This is a genomic window from Streptomyces sp. KR80 (assembly GCF_052245555.1).
In the GTDB taxonomy this organism is placed as follows: Bacteria; Actinomycetota; Actinomycetes; order Streptomycetales; family Streptomycetaceae; genus Streptomyces.
In genome coordinates this window covers 220,875-239,252 of sequence record NZ_JBQQCD010000009.1, presented here as the reverse complement: position 1 = coordinate 239,252, position 18,378 = coordinate 220,875, and the positions used below count along the sequence as shown (strand labels likewise).

Annotated in this window: 9 protein-coding genes and 1 pseudogene; 6 read left to right on the top strand and 4 right to left on the bottom strand. The window is 67.0% G+C overall.

All coding sequences use genetic code 11. The annotated features are described in order from the left end of the window. Positions 1–274 precede the first annotated feature (274 nt). On the top strand, positions 275–2,362 hold the full coding sequence (locus ACTWQI_RS16055) for an alpha-L-rhamnosidase-related protein (RefSeq protein ID WP_443270995.1): 2,088 nt from the start codon (positions 275–277) through the stop codon (positions 2,360–2,362). A gap of 308 nt (positions 2,363–2,670) precedes the next feature. Here the strand turns inward: ACTWQI_RS16055 and ACTWQI_RS16050 are convergent, their stop codons facing one another. Both ACTWQI_RS16050 and ACTWQI_RS16045 read right to left on the bottom strand, forming a co-directional pair. Further along, on the bottom strand, positions 2,671–2,895 hold the full coding sequence (locus tag ACTWQI_RS16050; protein WP_443270994.1) for a sigma factor-like helix-turn-helix DNA-binding protein: 225 nt from the start codon (positions 2,893–2,895) through the stop codon (positions 2,671–2,673). Between the two features lie 507 nt (positions 2,896–3,402). Beyond that, entirely contained in the window at positions 3,403–5,970 is a 2,568-nt protein-coding gene (locus ACTWQI_RS16045) for a glycoside hydrolase family 2 protein (RefSeq protein ID WP_443270993.1), read from the bottom strand. A gap of 378 nt (positions 5,971–6,348) precedes the next feature. On the opposite strand from ACTWQI_RS16045, the pseudogene ACTWQI_RS16040 reads away from it, so the two are divergent. From ACTWQI_RS16040 to ACTWQI_RS16020, 5 genes and pseudogenes are all read left to right on the top strand, one after another. Next, positions 6,349–6,564, top strand: a pseudogene (locus ACTWQI_RS16040) (substrate-binding domain-containing protein); the annotation flags it as partial. A 704-nt stretch (positions 6,565–7,268) separates the two neighbouring features. Beyond that, on the top strand, positions 7,269–8,525 hold the full coding sequence (locus ACTWQI_RS16035; RefSeq protein WP_443270991.1) for a poly(ethylene terephthalate) hydrolase family protein: 1,257 nt from the start codon (positions 7,269–7,271) through the stop codon (positions 8,523–8,525). 124 nt (positions 8,526–8,649) lie between these two features. After that, a complete protein-coding gene (locus tag ACTWQI_RS16030; protein ID WP_443270990.1) occupies positions 8,650–10,413 on the top strand; it encodes an alpha-L-fucosidase in 1,764 nt (587 codons plus the stop codon). 217 nt (positions 10,414–10,630) lie between these two features. Next, positions 10,631–13,315: a family 78 glycoside hydrolase catalytic domain gene (locus ACTWQI_RS16025; protein ID WP_443270988.1), complete on the top strand. Its 2,685-nt coding sequence runs from the start codon at positions 10,631–10,633 to the stop codon at positions 13,313–13,315. A gap of 385 nt (positions 13,316–13,700) precedes the next feature. Beyond that, entirely contained in the window at positions 13,701–14,366 is a 666-nt protein-coding gene (locus ACTWQI_RS16020) for a polysaccharide deacetylase family protein (RefSeq protein ID WP_443270986.1), read from the top strand. 187 nt (positions 14,367–14,553) lie between these two features. Here ACTWQI_RS16020 and ACTWQI_RS16015 read toward each other — a convergent pair whose 3' ends face one another. Both ACTWQI_RS16015 and ACTWQI_RS16010 read right to left on the bottom strand, forming a co-directional pair. Further along, positions 14,554–17,097, bottom strand: coding sequence for an RICIN domain-containing protein (locus ACTWQI_RS16015; RefSeq protein ID WP_443270985.1), 2,544 nt, complete (start codon positions 17,095–17,097; stop codon positions 14,554–14,556). Between the two features lie 75 nt (positions 17,098–17,172). After that, positions 17,173–18,324 (bottom strand): glycosyl hydrolase, encoded by a 1,152-nt coding sequence (locus tag ACTWQI_RS16010; protein WP_443270984.1) that lies wholly within the window; start codon positions 18,322–18,324, stop codon positions 17,173–17,175. Positions 18,325–18,378: the final 54 nt, after the last annotated feature.

Here is an 18,378-nt window from a genome sequence, read left to right as displayed (position 1 = left end):
CGTTTCAATTCCAGAGAGGCGAGGCCAGCATGGCGATGCTCTGTCAACCATGTCAAGACGTTCGGCAGCTGTCCCCAATCGCCGCCCGCAGCGAAGAAGTCGCGCCACTGCACGGCAGTGTCGGACGAACGCGCCGCCATTCGACAGCGACACCTTGAACTGATCTTCGGTGCGCGGTTCCATCTCCCTGAGCCAGGTAAGCGCTTTCTACGCCTGATCACTGCGCGGCTCGCGCGATGTCCCCGGAGACGCCCCACTTATGAGAGGACCGACGATGAGCAGACAATTAAGTCGCCATCGGAGCGCATGGCGCGCCGCACTTGCGGTGGTGGCGCTGGCCGCGACGATGGTGAGCGGCGGCCAGCCCGCCGCCGCGGACTCCGTGCCCTGGCCGACGAACCCCAACTGGCAGCAGTACGTCGCGGGACCGGCCACGCCGAACGTGACCCCGGTCGCCGTGGCGAGCACATCGGGGAACGTCACCAACGCGGCCGCGCTGACCTCAGGTGGGAGCGGCACTGCCAGGCTGACCATGACGTCCGGCGGGCCCCAACCCGTGATCATCCTGGACTACGGCAAGAACGTCGGCGGCTGGCCGTACTTCACGGTGACCGGGCACAGCGGCAACCCGGTGCTGCGCGCTTCCTACAGCGAGGCAAGGCAGTTCGCCGGCGCCAACGGTGACGGCGGGGGCGCCTTCAACGCCGGCGACCGGTCCAGGGCCAACAACTACACCATCCGCGGGACCGGGACGATTAACCACAGCTTGATCCAGGGCGGCCAGCGGTACCAGAGGATCGCGCTGACCTCCCCCGGCTCCGTCACGCTCAGCGCGGTCGGCATCCGGTTCAGCCCCTACCGCGCGACGGCGAACGAGTACCAGGGGTACTTCATGTCCAGCTCCGACGAGCTGAACAAGATCTGGTACGCCGGCGTCTACACCAACCAGCTCGCCATGCTGCCCGTAAGGACGGCGGACAACAACCAGCTGCCGGTGATGCTGGACGGGGCCAAGCGGGATCGCAACGTCTGGATCGGTGACATGTATGTGCAGGGTCCGACGAACTACGTCAGCCTGGGCTCCAACGGTAACGAGTACCTCAAGCAATCCATCCGGCTGCTCGGCAGCCACCAGCTCAGCAGCGGCTTCGTCACCGGGTGCCTGCCACCGGGCACCCCCGTGCACACCGGCCCGCCCAAGCCGGGTACAACCGCGTGCTACTCGACGAGCTACTCGCTGTACTTCACCCCCAACCTGGCCGACTACTACCGCGCCACCGGCGACCTCGACTTCGTCCGGTCGCAGTTCCAGATCGTGCAGCGGCAGCTCGGCTGGAACGCCTCACGGCTCAACTCGCAGGGACTGCTGATCACCGACAGCAGCGACGGCAAGGACTGGGACTGGTACGACGCCATCAAGACCGGCGCGGTGACCAGGTACAACGCGTTGTACTACCTGAACCTGACCGAGAGCGCCTACCTGGCGCGGGAGCTCGGCCAGGCCGATCTCGCGACGCAGTACACGAACAGGGCGGCGGCCCTGCGCACCGCGATCAACACCCACCTCTTCAACTCCAGCACCGGCGTCTACGATGTCAGCGACAGAGTCCGCGGCATCTTCCCCCAGGACGGCAACGCCGACGCGGTCCTGTTCGGCGTCGCGCCCGCCGGCGCCGTCCCCGGCATCCTGGCCAAGCTGAAGTCCACGCTGTGGGGCTCCCACGGCCCGCGGCCCTTCTCCGGCGGCAGCTACCGCACGATGATCAGCCCGTTCATCTCCGGCATTGAGCTGAACGCCCGGCTGGAGGCTGGCGACACCACCGGCGCGATGCAGTTGTTGAGTACTGTGTGGGGCCAGATGGTCCGGCCCGGCCCGAACTCCGTCGGCACCCTGTGGGAGAACATCATGCCCGACGGCAGCGTCGAGAGAGGCAGCACGAGCCTGGCGCACGGCTGGGCGTCCGCCCCCACAGCGGCGCTGTCGCGCTACGTGCTGGGCGCCCGGCCGGTCAGCGCCGGGTACCGCACCTGGATCGTCCAGCCGCAGCCCGGATCGCTGAGCTGGACCGTAGGACAGGTGCCGACCCCGCACGGGCCGCTGGCGGTCAAGTGGGGCCGCGTGAGTAGCGGCGGGTTCGACATGGACGTCACCGCCCCGAACGGGACCAGCGGCACCATCGCTGTCCCGGCCTCCGGCCCGAACACGGTAATCACCGTGAACGGAACGACCGTCTGGGACCGCGGAACATTCACCCCCGGTGCCGGAGTCACCAGCGCGCGCAGCGACGGGTCCTACGTCTACCTGTCCGTCAGCGCCTCAGGCAACTACCGCGTGGCCGCCCGTGGCAGTTCAGGCGGCTGATCCTCATTGGTCGCGAGATCACTTGATTCGGCATCGCCGTCCAGTCCGGCCGGCGGTGAGCACGGCGCTGGTCACGGCGGCGACGATGATCGCCGCCGTGACCAGCAGAACGCGTCGCCCGGAGGAGACGGGCAGCGCGGTGGCGGGTAGGTGGTGCTCGTACTCCCGTCAATCATCGGGGGCAGCGATCCCAGCACGTAGGCCACCTCCATTCCCGGAACGGATCCGCGTGCGAGGTCACCGCTCCGTGACCCCGTTCTCCTTAAGCGCGAGCCGCAGCGCGCGCAAGCCGTAGTGCAACCGCGATTTCACCGTGCCCTCGGCACGTCCAGCGCGTCGGCGAGCTCGGCGATGGACTCGCCGCGGTAGTAAGCCCGCACGATCACCATCCGGTGCTCGGGTTTGAGCTGGAACAGTGCTTCGGTGATGAGCGAGGTGTCGAGTGTGGAGTCGGTGTGGTCCGGGCGTGAGCATTCGGGCAGGTTCACGTTCGCCGTCGGCACACCGTCGAGTTTGAGGGCCTGATAGTCCACGGTGGTCTCCTCATGAGTCCCAGATCGCGCCGTAGACCCGGACCTCAGGAGGTTCCAGCTCCTCAACGACGTGCCACGTGGTCGGTTTGGAGATGAAGATGACCGCCTCGGCGTCGAAGCGCCGGCAGCCGTCGAGCGACGAGCAGGTCTGGTTTGCCTCTGGTCTCGATGTCCCAGAACCACTGCGTCGGGCTGCCGGCACGGTCGCCGACACCGGTGCGTTCGAACACCGCCGTTCATCGTGAACCAGGGGACCGCTGACCAGGAGGTGGCCCCGACGACAATCGGGACCACCTCCGTCCGTCAAGCTCCCGCGGGGCGACCCACCCACGCCTCCTGTGAGGTGAGCGGCCGCGTCGTCAGCGACTCATAGGTGGTGTCGGGCCGTTCCTGGTCGACTGCCTCTCCGGGGTGTCCCGCGACGCGGCTGATGCAGCCCGACCACGTGTACCGGCTGAACGCCGTGGCAGGCGGGAAGTCGCTGCAACAGAACAGTTCCCTCCGTTTCTACTGCGCTCCTCTGGCCGGCGGCAGGGTGGTCAGGCCGCCGGTGGTGGTGAACGGGATCGAGTCGATGCCGGCGGTGGCGGCGGTCAAGCCGCTCGCGGTGGCGCGCAAGATGAGCGTGCCCGCGGTCCGCGAAGCGCGGACGAAGACCCGGTTGACGCCGGCCTCCGTGTCCACATAGGACTTGTGGACGCTCCCAGGCTTGCCGGGGTTGAAGCCGCCGAGGAAACGGCCGGGACCGGTCAGCGTGCAGTCGACGCGGGCCTGATGGGTCGGCATCCGGCGGCCCTGCGCGTCGACAGCCTCGACCTCGAAGAACGCGATGTCGCTGCCATCCGCGCGCAGCCCGCCGGGAGCCGTGTACGGGGTCAGCCGGAGCGCGGTGGCGGCTCCGGTGGTCGTCTTCTCGGTGCGGACGACCTCTCGGCCGTCCGCGTCGTACCCGACCGCGGTGATCGTGCCGGTCTGCCAGCGGACGGAGGAGAAGGAGTACAGGAAGTCGTTCGTGGCCGAGGTGTCGTTGCCCACCTCGGTGCCGTTCACCAGCAGCCGCACTCGCCGGACGTGGCTAGAGGCCATGACGTACATGGTCTTGGTCGTGTTCGCCGGATAGGTCCAGTGCCCGATGATGTGGATGTCCGGGGTGTTGCTCTGCATGACCCGGTAGGTGTGCGCCGACTCCTTGGGAATGCGCACCGCGTCCACCCGGCCGGACAGGCGGCAGCACTCCCAGTTGTATTGGCGGCCGTGCTGGTTGGAGTCCGCCCAGATCAGGGCGGCGGCGCCGGAGTAGCGACGCTGTCCTGGGCCCTGGATGCGCTGTCCCCAGAACTCGTGGCGGGTGGCGGCGGCGTGCGGGCCGGCGAAGTCTTCGGAGGTGAGGTGGTACGTGACGTCCGGCCCGGTCTTGTAGCCGAAGTCCGGCGGCGAGTAGTTGTCCCAGACCCTCCTCGGCGCCTCGTCACGGGTGTACTCGCACTCGATGATCGGCTTGCGGTCGCGGGAGTAGTCCGAGTAGTGCCGGTTGAGCATCGTGCCGACGTACTCGGCGGCATCCACGGCGGCTCTCCCTCCGTACGCGGAGTTGTCGGAGATCGCCCGGCAGCCCATCACCCGTCCGCCGTTCGGGTCCCAGGTCTTGCGCAGGTTGGTCATCTGGGACATGTGGGCGGCGGTGATCCAGTTGTTGCCCGCCTCCCAGAACAGGATGCTCGGGTTGTTGCGGAAGTAGATGATCACGTCCCGCATGAGCTCGACCCGCTGGTCCCACTGCCGACCGGTCTTGTCGGACTCCTTGTCTCCGGCGGGCTGCATCGACACGATGCCATACCTGTCGGTCATCCGGATGTTGGCAGGGGTGGCGGCGATGTGCATCCAGCGGATCAGGTTCGCCTTGCTGTCCCGGATCAGCTTCCCGTCGAGGTCGGTCATCCAGTCGGGCACGGCGCCACCGATGACGGCCCACTCATTGGTGGAGCGGATCGCATACCCGGTGAGGAAAACGTACTTGTCGTTGATGTAGACGCCGCCGCTGGTCGCGCCGCCGCGGAACTCCGTCTTGCGGAACCCGGTGGTGACCGGGAACGCGTCCTGCACCGCGCCGCCTTCGGAAAGCACCATCTCCACGGTGTAGAGGTGTGGCCGCCCCGGCTCCCAGAGGACGAGTCCGCTGATCTGCTGCGAGAGCTTGACGACCTGAGTCGAGCCGGCGGCCAGGCTGACCGGCACACCGGTGATGGTGGCGTGCACCGTGCCGTCCGGCTTGATGATGTTCGCGGAGACGGTGATGGTGCGCGCGGTTGACTGTTCGTTGCGGACCTGGGCCTCAACGGTGACGGTCGCGCTCCCCGCCGCGACGTTGATGGCGCTCGCATAGACGTAGGAGCCGGTCGTGCGCAGGTTCGTGTAGAGCGGAAGCGTGAAGTACGTCTTCGGCACCACGTACATCCGTACGTTGCGAGTGAGCCCGCCGTAGGTGGGGTTGAAGTCGCGCGTATCCCACTGGAACGGCGTGCCGGTGGCCTCCTCCGGCCGCCACTTGGTGTTGTCCGCCTTCACCGCGATCAGGTTCTCCGCGCCGAACCGCACCTGACCGGTGATGTCGAAGCCGAACGGCGCCACGCCGTTCTCGTAGAGCCCGACCTTGGTGCCGTTGACGTACACCGTGGCCGCCTGCCGCACACTCTCGAACTCCAGCAGCACCTTCTGCCCGGCGTGCTCGGCCGGAAGCGTGAACCGCTTGCGGTACCACACGGGCTGCATCGCGACAGCCGACTCACCGGACCTGCCGATGTAGTTGTCGAACGAGTCCACGTCGTTGAACGTGTGCGGGGCGCTCACGGTCGCCCACGCCGAGTCGTTGAACGACGGCACGTGCGCGTTTGCGATGTCCTGCTTGATGAACCGCCAGTCCGGGTTCATGTTGTAGACCACCCGCCTGCTGGCAGTCGCCGCCTGAGCCTCCATCAGCCTGGCCGGAGCCGCCACGCCGAGCACGAGCGCGCCCGCTCCGGTGAGAATGGTCCTTCTGGAGAAGCCTGGAGTCTCGGAATCGGTCGCCTGGTTCATCGCGTGCGCCACCTCTCGGTCGGGCGATCAAGGTCAGATGCACGAACCCGGGTCAGATCAGTCTCGGCACACCCGCAAACGCTGTCAAGAAAGCGCTTTCCAGCATCGTCGATCGACCGTCGAAGGACCAGGTGACTGGTCGAACACCCAGGATCTGAACAACTATCGACGTTCCTCGCGCGGCAGCTGTCGTCATCAGTGCGCGAGTTCGGCCCCGTGGCGACGGATCAACGCGGACCCTCGGGTGGTCGTCGATCTTCAGTTGGCTGGGTCAGCAGGTCCATTCCGTCCACATCGGACAAAGGTCGAGACTGATGTGCTCAGCACGCCCCTCACCACGCCCGGAAGGCAACACGGACTCCGCCGCGGGCATGTGGAGGCTGCCGTCTGCGCGTCCCGGAGGACATCGCCGTCGGCGGCTTCGACGACTCACCTGTCGCGACTGCCGCCCATCCGTCGCTGACCACCATCCGGCAGCAGCTGTGGGACCACATCAGCGCGATGATGGTGCGCCAGCTGCTCGCCCAGATCGACGGCGAGGGACCGGTCACCGTGATCCTGCCCACCGAGCTCGTCGTCCGCGAGTCCACCTGATCTGGCCGGCGGTTGCGCACGGCCGCACAGGAGCGGTTTCAGCTCGAGTATCGATGACGGCGTCGAATCCGCAGTCGAATTCGAAATGGAATGTGCACGCTCACAGAATCCAATTGGGTTGCTCTTGAAACGATCACGGGCATGCGGTTCCATCTGTTCGGGTGGCGCGTCTAGGACTCTTGTGCACGTTCACATCTTTACCGTCGTGCGTGCTCTGCTCCGCTCGATCGAAGGAGATCGAATGACCCGCGCACGGCACCTCTCCCCGCTTCGCGGGGAGAGGTACCTCCCTGCTACTGGCACGGCAGAATGTCCACAATGGCCGGTGTCGTGTCGGACATGCGCTCCCGGTACGGAACGCCGGTCATCCTGGCCGGAACTGCGTCCCCGTGCATCACACGGCCAACCACGACCGCACCGCGAACATCATCACGTCGTCGCAACCGTGCTCGGGTTATCCGGTGGACATCGGCAACTCCGGGAACGGCTGAGAGAACCAGGCAGTCTTCGACCGGAACGGGCGCCTGCTGCCCGGCATCCGCCGGAAGCCGTGACGACCTCGTCCAGCTCCCACCAGCTCGCTGTGCCTTCCAGCTGACCTCTCTTTGCCAACGTTGTCTAGGAAGAGGTGGTGCTTCATGTCCCAAATCCAGGCGTCCCATGCGAATGCGCCCGTCCGGCGAGCCACTGGCTCCACTCGCGGAATGGCGCGAAGAGTAGCTGTCGCGTTCATGGCTGCTCTCGGCATCCTCGCGTCCACTGTGGCCCTGGGATCGGCGTCCGCCGCCGACAACCCCTACGAGCGCGGGCCGAATCCCACCCAGTCAAGCGTCGCGGCGAACCGCGGCACCTTCGCCACCGCGGAGACGAGTGTGGGCGGCGGGAACGGCTTCGGTGGCGCGAAGATCTACTACCCGACGGACACCAGCCAGGGCACGTTCGGCGCGATCGCGGTCGTGCCCGGTTACACCGCGACCTGGGCGGCCGAGGGCGCCTGGATGGGGCACTGGCTGGCCTCGTTCGGGTTCGTCGTGATCGGCATCGACACCATCAGCCGCAACGACTTCGACGTCGCGGGCGGCACGCAGTTACTGGCGGCGCTGGACTACCTGACCCAGCGCAGCTCCGTGCGCACCAGGGTCGACCCGAACCGCCTCGCGGTGATGGGCCACTCGATGGGTGGCGGCGGCGCCATCTCGGCGGCCCTGCGCCGACCGACGCTGAAAGCCGCCATCGGAAATGCGCCGTACAGCCCGTCGCAGAACCTGAACAACATGCGGGTCCCCACCGCCCTGCTGGCCGGGCAGCGGGACGGAACGGTCACCCCGTCGTTGGTCATGGGTTACTACAACCAGATCCCGGCCACGACCGAGAAGATGTACCTGGAGCTCACCGGCGCCGGGCACGGCTTCCCGACGTCGAACAACTCGGTGGCGACGCGCAAGTGGATCCCCTGGATGAAGATCTTCATCGACAACGACACGCGCTACCACCAGTTCCTGTGCCCGTTGATGGACAACACCGGCATCTCGGCGTACCGCAGCAGCTGCCCGCTCCTGCCCGGTGACCCGACGCCCGGCACCACCTTCAGCCTGGCGGGCTCCGCCTCCGGCAAGTGCGTCGACGTGCCGGGCGGGACCCAGACCAACGGCACCGGGCTCATCATCTGGCCCTGTCACGGTGCGACCAACCAGCGGTGGACCCAGACGGCCGCAGGTGAGTTGCGGATCTACGACAACGCGAAGTGCATGGACGCCAACGCTTCTGGGCAGGGCACGCGGGTGACGATCAACTCGTGCAACGGCGGCGCGAGTCAGAAGTGGACGGCCAACACCAACGGCACGGTCACGAACTCGGCGTCCGGACGCTGCCTCGAAGCCGGTGGCACCGCTGACAACTCGCCAGTTGTCGTGAACGCCTGCAACGGCGGCTCCGGTCAAACCTGGACCAAGCGATCATGAAGTAGCACAGTCGCGGAAGGGTTGCCATGACCGGCTTTTGTGACGGCGCGCGGGTAAGACCCGCGCCGGGCGCCGGTCTGGCTCCCGCCGCGTCGGCCGCGCAGACGACCCGAGGGAGTGAAGCATGTCAATCCATCTGAACCGCCGACAGTTGCTCAAAGCGGGCGCCGTGGGCGCGGCTGCCGTCGCCCTGCCGCCCGCCTTGCCCGCGACGTCAGCGGCTGCGTACCCCGTCCCGGCAAAGATGGAGTGGTGGTACGCGGCCCGGTTCGGCATGTTCATCCACTTCGGGTCGTACTCGTACCGCGGCCTTGGCGAGTGGGCCTTCTACAACGAGGGGTGGTCGAAGGCCGACTACCAGACCCAGGTCTCGGCCAGGTTCAACCCGGCCGGCTTCAACGCGGCCAGCATCGTCGGTTTGGCGAAGAGAGCCGGAATGAAGTACCTGGTGATCACCGCGAAGCACCACGAGGGGTTCGCGATGTGGGACTCCAAGGTGGCCAGCTTCACCGACACCACGGGCAGGCGGCTGTACACGCTGCCGTCCTACACCGGCTTCCAGCGTGACCTGCTCGCGGAATTGAAGGCCGAATGTGAGCGGCAGGGCATCGTCTTCGCGCTGTACTACTCGATCGTCGACTGGTGCCACCCGTCCCAGACCGTCCGCAGCACTGGCTTGACCACGATGGCGTCGATGACCGCGCGCGCCAACTACATCAGGGACATGAAGGAGCACCTACGGGAGCTGATAACCCGCTACGACCCGGCGCTGCTGTGGTTCGACGGAGACTGGTTCCCCGAGCGGAACCCGCAGACCCTGACCGACTGGTGGAACGCCGACGACGGCCGCGACCTGTACAACTTCTGCATCAGCCTCAAGCCCAACCTTGTCATCAACGAGCGGGTCAAGCGCAACACGGGGCTGGGTGACTACCTCTGCCCGGAGCAGACCGTTCCGGCCAGACCGCTGCCCCGGCCATGGGAGACCTGCCAGACGCTGAACGGCGCGTGGGGCTACGACTCCCGTAAGGAGAACCAGTACAAGTCGGTCCGGACGTTGGTGCGGGAACTGGTGAGGGTGGTCTCCCGGGACGGCAACTACCTGCTCAACATCGGCCCGCGCGGCGACGGTGTGGTGACCACCGGGTCGGTCAACGCGCTGACCGGCATGGGCGCCTGGATGAGCACCTACAGCGACAGCATCTACGGCACCACCGGCAGCCCGTTCACGTCCGAGCCGTCCTGGGGTTACTACACCAAGAAGCCCGGCAAGCTGTTCGCCCACGTCTCCACCTGGCCCACCAGCCGTCAGCTGGTGATCGGCTCGCTGACCAACACCATCAACCGGGTCTACCTGCTCAACAACCCCGGAACCTCACTCCCCTACACCAGAAGCAGCAGTGGCATCACCGTCACCCTGCCCGCGTCGGCGCCCAACGCGGACGTGTCCGTGGTCGTGGTCGAGGTCGCCGGCGACCCCACGGCCGGCCCCCCGTCAGGCGGGGGCGGCACCACGTACCAGGCCGAGAACGCCGTGTTGGGTGATGGCGCGAGCGTCTACTCCAACCACGCAGGGTTCACCGGGACAGGGTTCGTGAACTTCCCGGCCAGTGGTGGGTCGTTGCAGTTCAACAACGTCGACGGTGGCGCCGGGGGCAGCAGGATGTTGACGGTCCGGTTCGCCAACGGCAGCGGGAACAGCCGCACCGGCCGGCTGGTGGTCAACGGTGCCGGTCAGAACATCACGACTCCGGCAACCGCTTCGTGGTCCACCTGGCAGACGATGACGGTGACGGTGCCGTTGAACGCTGGTACCGGTAACACGATCCGGTTCGAGTCCACCGGTCAGGATCTGGCCAACATCGACCACATCGTCGTCGCCGCATAGTCCCAGTGCTTGCGACGGAGTTGCCGGGCAGTCTCGCGCGCTGACATCTCCCGGAAGCGGCGCGGCGGCCATCCTCCCCAGGTCGGATGCACTCGCACAACCAGTGATCTCTACTCGGAGGCATTGAAACGATTTAACGATTGGAGTGGGGCCAGTGAGATCTCCACGTCGCACGAGCACGTCCGCAGCAACTGCACTACTCGTCGCCCTGGTCACCATGACGGCGATGCTGTCGGGGGCGGCTCCCCCTCCCGACCCCAGATCGTCGCTCGTGTCGCCGCTCGTGGCCGTCCGGGGCACCACCCAGGGTCTGAACGCCCCGCTCGCGGTCGACAACCCCAGGCCTGAGTTCGCGTGGAGTGTGACGTCCAGCCGACCCGGCGCTGCCGTCACGGCGGCCGAGGTCGAGGTGCGTGATGCGGAACGGACCGCCGAGCCGATCTGGACCCACCGTGCCGAGGCCAGTGGTGTCGCCGCCATGACCTACGGCGGGCCGTCGTTGGCGACGAAGCACCGCTACACATGGCGCGTGCGGGTGAGGGACGCCACCGGTGATTGGAGCAGCTGGAGTCCGGACTTCCGATTCGGTACCGGGATGCTGCGCGACCAGGACTGGAACGGGGCGGCTTGGATCTCCCAAAGAGACTGGGTGGCGGGTCGAGGAGAACCCGCACCCGGCGGCGCGTTGCTCGGCCTTCCCCTTCTGCGCACGAACTTCTCCGTCACCAAGCCGATCGCCAACGCAAGCCTCTACATCTCGGGTCTCGGCGCGTACGCGGCGTCCATCAATGGCAAACCGGCCGGCACCATCGTGCTCGGCTCCGGATGGACCAAGTACGACAAGGTCACCTACTACGACGGCATCGACGTCACATCCGCGGTCCAGGGGGGCCAGAACACCGTCGGCATCGCGCTCGGCCAGGGAACACTCAACGGCCTGCACAACTGGGCCAGGCCCGAGAACCGCGGCGCTTGGGACGGCATCCTTCGGACAAAGGCACTACTCCAGGTGACCTACGCGGACGGCACAACGCAGCCCGTGCCCACCAGCACCAGTTGGACCGCCGCACAGGGACCGTCCCTGCCCTTTGCCAACAACGCCGTATTCCCGGAAAAGGAGGGCTACGACGCCCGGAAGGAGCAACCCGGCTGGAACACTCCTTCATTCGACGACAGCCGATGGGCGCCGGCCGTGACCGTCAGCAACGGCACGGCACGCCTGCAGGCCAGCCCGATCGAGCCCTCACGCATCGTCAGCGAAATCAGCCTCGGGAACCCTGCCACGCCGGCCCCAGGGGTGTTCGTCTACAACGTCCGCCAGAACATCTCCGGCAACGCACGCATCACGCTCGACGTGGCAGCCGGCACCGCGGTCAGAATTCGGTACGCAGAGTCGCTCGGGAGCAACGGACGAGCTGTGGTCGTGGCCAACCGCCCGCAAGACGACACCTTCATCAGCAAGGGCTCGGGATCAGCAACCTGGGCGCCGTCGTTCACCCACAAGGGTTTCCAGTACATCGAAGTCAGCGGCTTGCCAAGCGGCGCCCCAGCACCCCGGGTCACAGCCTTGCGCATCCACAACGACATCCAGAGCGTGGGGACCTTCGAGTCGTCCAATGATGTGCTGAACTTCGTCCACAAAGCTGGCCGGGAAACAATCCTGAACAACTTCGTGCTCGCAGCACCCACCGACGGGTCCTACGTCGAGAAGTTGCCCTGGCTTGGAGACGGCGCACTCATGGCCGACGCGACGATGCGCAACTTCGACGCCAAGACCCTCTACATCAAATGGTACAACGACATCGCCGACAGCCTACGCAGCAACGGCGACCTGCCCGCCTGGGCCCCAGTCCCGACCAAGGCAGCCGATCTGTCCAGCGCCGCATGGGGTAACGCCTTCACCGAAGTGGCGACACTGCTCCTGCGCGACCACGACGCCAAGCAGGCCGTCACCGCCCGTTACGGGCAACTCAAGGCATACGCCGAGTTCGTGTCGTCCCAAGCCACCAACCCCGTCGAACTCTGGGGCGACTGGGTATGCCCCGGCGGAGACAGCGTGTGCAATACCGCAGCCGACAAGAAGCTGGTGGCGCGCGCCTACGTATACCGAACACTCGACCAATTCGCCGGCGTTGCCCAGCAGCTCGGCCATACCGACGACGCCGCGACGTTCGCACGCCGCGCCGCCGCCGCACGGACAGCGTTCAACACCGACTACTTCAGGTCAGGCACCTACCGGACAGCGAGCGGGGCCAGGTTCCTGCAGACCAACAACGTGCTCCCGGTTGCGTTCGGGATCACGCCCGAGGCGAACCGCCAAGCCGTGGTCAACGCCGTGGCCGCCGACGTCGCGGCCCGCGGCGACCACCTCGGTACTGGCGTGTTGGGCACCAAGTGGCTGTTCCGCGTGCTCACCCAGTACGGACACCTCGAGACCGCCTACAAAGCCGCAACGCAACGCACCGCTCCCGGCTACGGCGCATGGATGGCCAACGGTGCTACCACCCTGTGGGAGCAGTGGACAAGCCCACGATCGAAGGGACATCCCTTCCTCGGCACAGCCGAAGACTGGATGCTCGCCGACATCGCCGGACTCGCTCAAACCGGGAGGGCTTCAACCAGGGTTGTTGTCAAGCCGCACATACCAGCGAGTCTGCAACGAGCCTCCACCTCGTTGCAGACCAACGGCGGCACAGCCTCATCCAGTTGGAGGCTTGAGAACGGCCAGCTCACGCTCACCGTCGAGGTGCCGGTCAACCGGACAGGCACAATCTACGTGCCCGTCACGGGTGGCCAGAGGGTGATCGCGCCGCCTGGAGCCGTCCCAGCAGGGTCGGAAGGCAACTACCGGCTCTACACAGTGCCAAGCGGACGCTACGTCTTCACGACGGCAAACGCCTGACCGGAAATGTAGCCAGGCACCACACCGACACCCCGGCGCCGCTCGCCGGAGTGTCGGTGTGGTGCGCATCGTGATCTGAGGGTGAAGGGCTGAGGACCCTGCGGCCAGCGACCACATCGTGGTGGCCGCATAGCCTGTCGTCGCTCCCGCAACGGGACTTTTCCCGTGCGGGAGCGACGATCCGCGGCCGAGGAGTGGGGCACCGGTCCCTCGGACACCGCGGTTGCACCCGGCGACCGACACCGCAGACGGCACCCACCCCAACGACGGCGGTCATCAGAAGATCGCCACCCGGCTCGCCGCGATCCTCGGGTGAGCCTCGGCTTCGCGAGGTCGAAACCGTGAACTGACAGTCAAGTTCCCCAGCGATCCAAGGACCAGAAACATGCGACGTTTCCTCGTCATAAGACTGGCCGCTGCCGTAGTGGCCGCCACAAGTGTCATCAGCGCGAGTCCTTCGCACGCCGCCGCCTGCAGCAAGGGGTACGTCGGGCTCACCTTCGACGACGGCCCGACCAGCAACACCCCGGCCCTGCTCGACGCCCTCAAGCAGAACGGGCTGCGGGCCACGATGTTCAACGAAGGCCGATTCGCCGCCGCCTACCCCGCCCTGGTCAAGGCCGAGGTCAGCGCCGGAATGTGGATCGGCAACCACAGCTACACCCACCCGCACCTGAACCAGATCAGCAAAGCGCAGATCGACTCGGAGATCTCCCGCACCCAGCAGGCCATCGCCGCCGCCGGTGGCGGCACGCCGAAGCTGTTCCGCCCGCCGTTCGGCACCACCAACTCGACGATCAAGTCCATCGCAGCCAAGCACGGTCTGCGGGAGATCATCTGGGACGTCACCACAGCAGACTGGAGCGGCGTCAGCGTCGACAGGATCGTGCAGGCGCACAGCAAACTCACCAACGGCCAGACCATCCTGATGCACGATGGGCCACCCAACACGGTCGCCGCAATCCCCCGCATCGCGCAGCTGCTGGCCAGCCGCGGCCTGTGCGCGGGCATGATCTCTCCGCAGACCGGCCGCGCTGTCGCACCGAGCTGACCGCGAAAGCTCGGGCGGCCGGCGGAGGCCGGCCGCCCGAGGTCGCTACTGCTGCGCAGCACGATCTGTACCCGCTGCGCCTGCTGATCGCCGGTGGAGTGGGGTAGCACACCGCCCTCGTCGAGTTGCGTGGCTTGTGCGGTCGGCAGGCATTCTTGCCGACCGCACATCGGGGATCACGCCACCGTCACGCCGGGATCAGCTGCCACTGCTGGTTGGCGCCGCCGGTAGCGGTCCACTGCTGCAACTGCACCCCGGTTGTCGTGGAGTGTCCGTCGACGTCGAGCATCTTGCCGGTCGCGATGTAGCGCAGGGTGTAGGCCCCGTCCTGGACGGTGCTGAGGGTCCAGGTCGCGGTTCCGGACTGCTGGACGGCCTTGGCGCCGTCGGCGGTGGAGTTGGCGACGATGGCCAGCGGCTTACCGCTGTGGCGGGCGACGATGCGATAGTTGCCCGGTGCCGGGCCGGCACTGCCGAGGGTGAAGTACTCCACCGAGTCGCGGAACGTGGTGATCCCGGACTTGGTGGTCGACAGGACGAGGTACACCCGTGAGCCGCTGGCCGGGGCCCTGAACGACACGTTGTGAGTCGTCCGGGAGCCCAGTGGGATGGTGAGGGTGGTGCTGCCTGACGCGACCTCCGTCCCAGTAGGACTGTCGAGCCGGGCGCTCCAGTTGAGCCCCACAGCGGTGCCGGTGAAATCGTCGTTGAACACTGTGATGTTGCGGCTGATCGTGCTGCCGGGGGAGTACCTGCCCACCGCTTGCGGGAGCGGGAAGGTGGCGTTCGAGTCCGATGCGCCGGAGGCCGACCAGTAGGGCAGGTCGATCGCGGCGACCGGGTTGAACGCGGCCTGCACTCGCTGGACTACCGAGTTGCTCCACGGGTCAGGCAGGTTGTCCGCCCCGTAGACGGGCTTGCGGTTCTCCTCGGTGAGGAAGTCGGTGGTCCGCACCCCCGGAACCAAGCTGGCCCAAGCGGACAACAGGGTGTACGGGCGCAGGTCGTCGGCGCCCTTGCCGCGCTTGGCGATGGTTGTCGTGGCGAACCACAGGAAGCCCTGTTTGGTGCTGCATGCCGGCCAGAGGTACTCGCCCTCGCCGTCGGGCCTGCCGGCCACCGGGCGCACGGCCTCTCCGTACTTGCTGTTGCCGTCGAGGTAGTGCGGGAAAATGGCGAAGTTCGGGTAGTTCATGTTCGGGTACCGGCTGGGCGAGTCGCCGCCGGGCGAGGCGTCGATGCTGATCGGCCGGGTGCCGTCGTTGCCGTTCATCGCCGCATAGAGGGCCTGCTCGAAACTCTCGGAGTCATCGGTGAAGTTCGGTTCGTTGATCTGGCTCCACCGGACGACCGCCGGGTGGTTGCGGTCGCGCAGGACGAGGTCGCGGGCGTGGTTCACGTTGTACTGGCGGCCGGCGGCCAAGTCCTGTGCCCAGCCCCGGATGGCGGTCTCGTCGATGATCATCAGGCCACGCTCGTCGGCGACGTCCAGCATGTACGGGCTGGCCGGCTCCTGGTGGATCCGCACCACGTTGAAGTTGAGCCGCTGGTAGTTGTCGACCGCCTGCGGCCATCCGCCGTTGGTGCCGGACGGTGGGAGGAAGCCGGGCAGCGTGTCGTACGCGTCGCCCTTGCCGCCGTTGTTGATCCGGTCGTAGTTGGCGCCCTGCAGGCTGTCGCCGCGATAGTTCACCCGCACGCCGTTGAGGTAGTAGTGCTCGCCGTTCTGGGTGCTCTCCCGGAATCCGAACCGGTAGCGGGCGTCGCTGGTGCGGCCGTCGTCCGTCGCGGCGTGCACCGACAGGGTGTGCAGCTGGGCGCGGTACCCCGGCCGGTAGGGCACGTTGGGCCACCAGTACGAGGCGGAGCCGAGGTTCCACGCCACCGGCCCGACCGTCACCTTGGCGGTCGAGCGGGCGGCCACGGTGACCGTGCGGCTCGGCAGCGCCGGGTAGCTGAACGACGCGCCGGTGTCCGAGGCGAGCGATCCGGTCAGGGTCACGGTCCGGCTGCTGGCCGAGGTGTTCGTGACGGACACGTCGTAGGTGAGCGTCTGGTTCGCGACGGAGGTGCGGACGAACGCGTCACTGACGTACACGGCTGGATACACCCGCAGGAACGCCGAGCGAAAAATGCCCTGCGGAATCGCCTCCGACCACTCGGCGGCCTGGGGGACGAGGTATTTGCCCGCCGACGTCTTCAACGCGCCCCGGCCCTTGACGGCCACGCTGATCGTATGGGTCGTGCCGGGGGCGGCATAGGCACTGATGTCGAAGTTGGACGGCGTGAACGAGGTGGTCTGAGTGGCGACCACCCGTCCGTCCACCGACAGGGTCGCCTGGTGATTGACGGCGCCGAACTCGATCCAGGCGGACTGCGGTTGCCCCGAGTCCGGCACGGTGATGGTGCGGGAGTACACCGCCTCGTTCACGTCGGTGAAGCCCTGCTTGTACCAACCACCGCCGGGCACCGCGATCGAGGTCGGCGCCCGGCCCGCTGGCGTGAAGCTCCACCTCCCGGCCAGGTTGACCGATGTGATCGCCGCATTGCCCGCGGTGACCCCGTTGACGTCGGCTGTCGCGGCGGGGGCCACCAGGTCGGCGCTCGCCGGTACCGCCGAAGCCTGCGGGGTCCCACCCGCCGCGCCGAGCACGACCGCGAGCAGTGACACGAGTGCGAAACGCGGCAACCGGGCCGGCGCGCCGTTCTCCTTCATCAAGAACGATCTCATCTTTCCTCCATGGCAGGGTGGAGTCCCGCTCGGGTCGCGTGAGCGGTGGCGATGCGGCGGCGGTGGTTCGTGGAGTTACCTGAGGTTGGGTACCTCGTCGCGGGTGACGACATAGGGGCTGTTGAAGGTGGTCCTGAGGTAACCGGGGTCCTGGCCGGTGATCCAGTTGCCGTTCCAGGTGCAGAACGTGACCCAGCGGGTGCCGGTGGCCTGGAGCCGGGCCGGGTCGGGGATGGCGCCGTTCTCGTGCAGCGCGATCGGGATCGTGGAACCGACGATGTTGCGGGTGGAGTTGAACAGCGACGTCAGCGGACCGCGGTCGTTGACGTAGGTGTCGGCGCCGCCGATGTCCACATAGGACTTACCTGGGTAGAACGAGGAGTTCGGGGAGCCGTTGGCCGGCCACAGCCACACCAGGTTGTGAAGGCCCTTGACGTTGACGAAGTAGTTGAACTGGAACTTCCACAGCCGCTGGTACTGCGCGCCGCCCTCCTTGCTCCACCAGAACCAGGTGCCGCCGGCCTCGTGGTACGGCCGCCACAGGACGGCGACGTTCTGGGACTGCAGGCGCAGCAGCTGGCTCGCCGCAGCGTCCAGTTCGGCGGTGTAGGAGGCGTACTCGCGGGTGCCAGGGGTGAGGGTGTTGTTGATCGACGCGGTGCCGCCGTAGTTGCAGTAGCTGGTGCCCGGTGCACCGACGTGCCACCCGATCATCGGGATGCCTCCGGCGTTCCACCAGGAGGCGGCGCGATCGACGGCGCCGGGGCGGTCACACATGTCCAACCCGCGGATCGCCGGTCTCTGGCCAGTGTTGTTGTAGATGAAGTTGAACTCGTTCTCGCTGCCGTTGGTCTCCTGCTGGCCCGAGACGATGTGGTTGCCGTACTGGCTGTAGACGTAGCACAGCAGGCGGCGGGCCTGCGCCGTTGCGTTCGGATCCACCGGTGCGACGTTGCAATCGCCGCCGCCTTCGCCGTTGAACGCCCACTTCTGGTTGTCGCCGCCGTGGCAGTCCCAGATCTCCAGCGCGGTTCCGGCGGTCTGGATCGCTCCGGTCACGTCCAGGCACCGGCCGGAACCGGCGCCGACGAGCGCGCCGCTGGTCGCTGCCGACGCTGCCGACGCTGCCGGGGCACTGAGCAGGGTCGCGCCCACCAGGGCGGTGGCCGACAGTGCGCCGAGCCACCGGCTTCGACGTCTTAATTGGACGGTGGGAAAAGGATTCATCCGCTCCTCCAAGCACGGCGTTGTGCGGAGTACTGCCTCGTCGGCCTCCGTTGG

What these genes read in the sequence shown, in the direction of transcription:
- ACTWQI_RS16010 (WP_443270984.1), bottom strand. Translation starts at nt 18,324, where the DNA reads ATGAATCCTTTTCCCACCGTCCAATTAAGACGTCGAAGCCGGTGGCTC.
- ACTWQI_RS16025 (WP_443270988.1), top strand. Translation starts at nt 10,631, where the DNA reads ATGACGGCGATGCTGTCGGGGGCGGCTCCCCCTCCCGACCCCAGATCG.
- ACTWQI_RS16055 (WP_443270995.1), top strand. Translation starts at nt 275, where the DNA reads ATGAGCAGACAATTAAGTCGCCATCGGAGCGCATGGCGCGCCGCACTT.
- ACTWQI_RS16015 (WP_443270985.1), bottom strand. Translation starts at nt 17,097, where the DNA reads ATGAGATCGTTCTTGATGAAGGAGAACGGCGCGCCGGCCCGGTTGCCG.
- ACTWQI_RS16035 (WP_443270991.1), top strand. Translation starts at nt 7,269, where the DNA reads ATGGCGCGAAGAGTAGCTGTCGCGTTCATGGCTGCTCTCGGCATCCTC.
- ACTWQI_RS16030 (WP_443270990.1), top strand. Translation starts at nt 8,650, where the DNA reads ATGTCAATCCATCTGAACCGCCGACAGTTGCTCAAAGCGGGCGCCGTG.
- ACTWQI_RS16045 (WP_443270993.1), bottom strand. Translation starts at nt 5,970, where the DNA reads ATGAACCAGGCGACCGATTCCGAGACTCCAGGCTTCTCCAGAAGGACC.
- ACTWQI_RS16020 (WP_443270986.1), top strand. Translation starts at nt 13,701, where the DNA reads ATGCGACGTTTCCTCGTCATAAGACTGGCCGCTGCCGTAGTGGCCGCC.